The organism is uncultured Campylobacter sp. (assembly GCF_938031315.1).
Classification (GTDB): Bacteria; Campylobacterota; Campylobacteria; order Campylobacterales; family Campylobacteraceae; genus Campylobacter_B.
In genome coordinates, this window is the sequence record NZ_CALHHT010000329.1 from 1 (window position 1) to 4045 (window position 4045).

Consider the following 4045-nt stretch of genomic DNA (forward strand, 5'->3'; position numbering starts at 1 on the left):
CTACGACATCGTTTTCGATGTCCGGAGCGTTGAAATATGTATACGCAGATATTCCACCCGAAATATTATTATCACCTACACCCCTTGTCACGCCGTTATCAAGGCTTGTGAGAGATACTCTGATACGATCCGGTCGGTAGCGTAATACGATATTATCATTTGTCGCTTTATCTTTGTTAGCAGCAAGCCTCATACCTACGTCGCAGCCTATCATACCTTTAGCATTAGGAATGTTGCTAGATGAATTGATGATACATTTAGCGCTATTCCACTTCTTAGAGTATGTCTGATCAGAGTAAGCGTCAGTCCACGAATTATCATAGATGTTTACGAGTACATCGCCGACATTATAGTAATTAAAAATTTTATCGGCATCTTTACCTATGGTTTCAGTATAGATGACGGCATAGCTTTTATCTTTATCTACCGGATTTTTTCTAGACTGAGTCATAAGATATGCACCTTGAACATGACCTTTACTATCAAATTTTGCAACGCCCTCCGTCTCTTCGATATTTCTAGCGTTAAAATTCTTATCCTCCCCCGCTTTGCCTATGTCTATATTATTTCCGCTAAGACCGCCGGCACCTAGATACTTCTGCAGCTCATCCGCATCGAAATCCCCATTTATGCTCTCGTTAGTTTTAATAAGCTTTTGAATATAAAGCTCCCGCTCATCCTCGCTTATATGCATACCGCCTATGTTTCTGCTAAAAGTATTGGCATCCTTTATGACATAGTTTTTATTTAGCTGAGTTACGTAGCCCTTGTCTTTAAAGCGCGGATCATATCCGGTAAATTTACCGCCTCCGCTTTTATAGGCAAGGGTATATTTCTTATTGTCGCCATCTGGATAGCTTGCATTGTTTAAAGCGTTAAATTCGCTTGCGGAATTCACAAATATATCGGTACCGCTTAGATCGGTATTGCCGGAACCCGTTAAATTTAAAGCTCTTTTAGCATTTGATGAAACGTCGTTTTCAATCTCGCTAAGAGAAGCTAAATTGAATTCCAATTTATTGAAATTTGCAAAATTCCCTGCATTTAGGCCATTGCCTGAGTTTGAAGATAGGATATTTAAGCTATTGCCCGAATTGCTAGCGTTTGCGCTAGATACTCCGTATAACGTGCCCGCTACGCTCCCGCTTCTGAAATTTACTACGTTGTTGCTGCCGCTAGCGGCATCTGCGGCATAGACGTTACCGGTGACTTGCGTGTTTCCGTTTAGATTTACGGTGTTGGAGGAGGCGACGCCGCTAGCTTTTCCACCGTATACGCTTCCGCCTACGTTTACCGAGTTAAGAGTTATGGTGTTGGAAATCGCGCTGTTTCCCTTGCCGCCTACCGCCATTGCTCCTACGCTGCCGTTGTTTATAGTTACGATATTGGACTTAGCTTCTCCGTTGCTAGTATTGCCGCCGTAAATGCTATTGTGGATTATCGTAGCATTCGTAGTTACGCTATTATCGTGGACGTTTCCGCCACCGCTACTGCTGTGTGCGATGCCAGCATTTACATACCCCACGTCTATTCCGCTTGCTTCGAAAGTTACGTGGTTATTATAAATTTCTTGCGAGGTAGCGGAATTTGAATATCCGCCATCGATCTCGCCTATGTTGCTTCCGCCATTGATCTTGGTGTGGTTGTCGTGGACGCTGTTGCTTCCATCGGTAGCGTCGTCTCTGCCCGAGCTTATGTTTTTGCCGCCTAGATTGCCTGCATTCTCCTTTACTATTACGGTGTTTCCTTTATTGCCGAATAGCTCAGTAGCACCCGCAGCCTTGTTGGAATTTTGATTTTGCATTAGCTCGCTTTGATCGAAGTTGGGGTCTATCCAAGAGCGAGTTAGCGTGCCCTTTTGCATGATTAAATTCTCGCTGTTTTCGACCTCGATCGTAGTGCCGGTGATTTGATAGTGGTCTTTGTCGGTAATCGTATAAATTTGATTATCTTGCACGGTTTGTGCGGCTCTAGTAATCGTACCGCCGCCTGAATTATGTATCAGATAGTACTTTCCTTCGCCAAGATCTGATTTTATACCCTCTATCTTTGTGCCGTTTAAATTCGTATTGCCATTAGTGGTTAGAGTAAGCGGCGCATCGGCTTGGGTAGTGGAATATAGATCATGAAAATTTATAGAGCCGAAATTTTTAATGTCTTTAGCTTTTTTAATGCCGCCGCCGACCCAATTTTCGATATGTAAGGTATTAGTTTTATCCGTAGGCTTATTGCTGCCGTAGATTGTACCGCTTATAGTGCCGCCTCTAAAATTTACGTTGCTATTCTCGACGCTGCCGCTTGTAGCATAGCCTGCATAGACGTCTCCTGCTATCGTTGTCCTTTCTTTGTTGATATAAACGACTGCGTTTTTGACGCTTCCCGCCCGTGCGCCATAGACATTGCCGCCGATATGCACGCCTTTATTAGAATCGGATGCCCCTATAGTAATTCTATCGCCGTCTGATTCGCCCGTGATGCCGTTCGCTGCGGCGACATCGCCTTTTACGGTGCCTTTTAGAAGATCAACTACGCTTCGCGAGCTTGAGGCGCCGCCCAAAGAGCCCGTGACGCTGCCTACGATCGCATCGTCGTTATTGATCTCTACGCGATTTGCGCTCATTACGCTAGCGCTATTTGCTTGGCCGCCGATTACTTGGTAATTTTGCGCTTTTAGCTTCGCGCTTATGGATACGGAGTTTGCGCTAGAGCTTCCGCTTCCGCCCGCTGCACCCCAAATTCTACCACTACCGCTTAAAGTAATAGTGTTTGTGCTGCCGTAATAAGGTACCGTTATATTGACGCTATTGTAGCTGCTTTTTCCCGCGGAGGATTGAGCGCCGAATATATCGAAGCTCCCTCTAAACATGCCGCTTTTGATAGTTATTCTATTCGATACGGCATCACCGCTACCGCTTACTATGCCGCCTACGATTACGTTTGTAACGGAGCCGTTACCGATAGTGCCTCCGTCGATTGTTACGGCGTTAGAGGAGGCTTTTTTATCCGCTCCGCTTCTGCCGCCGATGATATTATAATGTCTATTTGAGCTGCCGCCGAAGTTATCGGCATTACCGGTAATTTCGGCGCCGTATTTTACAAAAACCTGATTTCGCGTCGCTTCGCCTTCGTTGCCCGTTTTTGACGCCGCTATGCCTTGCCCGCCCACGACCAAATTTACCTTAGAGCCGTTTTCTAAGCTCACGTAATTATCTGATACGCCCTTGGCTTCGGCGCCTATTGCGATACCCACGTAAGCGTTTGCACCTCTAATCGTAAGTCTATTGTTGGAGGCGGAGTTTAACTCAGTAAAGCCAGCGATCCCATCGCCGCTTCCTCCGCCGTAAATCACGCTGCCAGAATAATCCGTCCCGCCACTTGCAACGCCCATAATCGTCGTAATATTGCCGTTCGGGCTGGTGCTACCGCTGCCGCTAGTATTGCCGCTAAATCCCGCCGAATAAAGGTTGTTGTGAGTATTAATAAGCGGTGGATTAGAATCTGCATTGCAAAGTGCTTGTACAGGTATAAGAACAAACACTGCCGCAAGGCTAAACATGGAGAATCGTAAAGAATTTTGCATATATTAATCCTTAAAATTTTATAAAACTAATAATTATACATAAAGTTAGCTTATTTGGAATATAAATCTACAAGCACGATGTTGTATATAAATTTAACGTATCTAAATAAAGGAAAAACGCTCATTACGCCCGAACGGAAAGGGGTATTTTTTATATAGCATCATTAAATAAGGCGTGTTTACTTGCTTCTAAATTTAAAGTTTTTAAATTTAGAAGCTTGGGCAAAGACTTTTAGGGTGTAACGACTAACTTCTAAAGAAAACTGTAAATTCCCTCTAACAAGAAATATTTTTTATCCGCGGTTCCTCGGTAAAACGGATCGAAGGTCTCTTCATAGGCGTTTTTGAAAAATCCCTCTTTACTTAGTTTGATGAGCTCTGCATTGACGAAATCAAGTAGTTCTTTGTTGTCTTTCTGCACGCCGATGCCGATGAAATCGCTAGGGCCTAGGTTTTTAAACGGCA

The 4045-nt window shown here is 44.2% G+C and carries 1 protein-coding gene and 1 pseudogene; both read right to left on the reverse strand.

Annotated features, from left to right (window positions below):
* The coding region (locus tag Q0236_RS08000; RefSeq protein ID WP_297916724.1) for a hypothetical protein at positions 1-3580 on the reverse strand (3580 nt) is incomplete at its 3' end.
* A 253-nt stretch (positions 3581-3833) separates the two neighbouring features.
* Positions 3834-4045: pseudogene (locus tag Q0236_RS08005) on the reverse strand (amino acid ABC transporter substrate-binding protein); the annotation flags it as partial.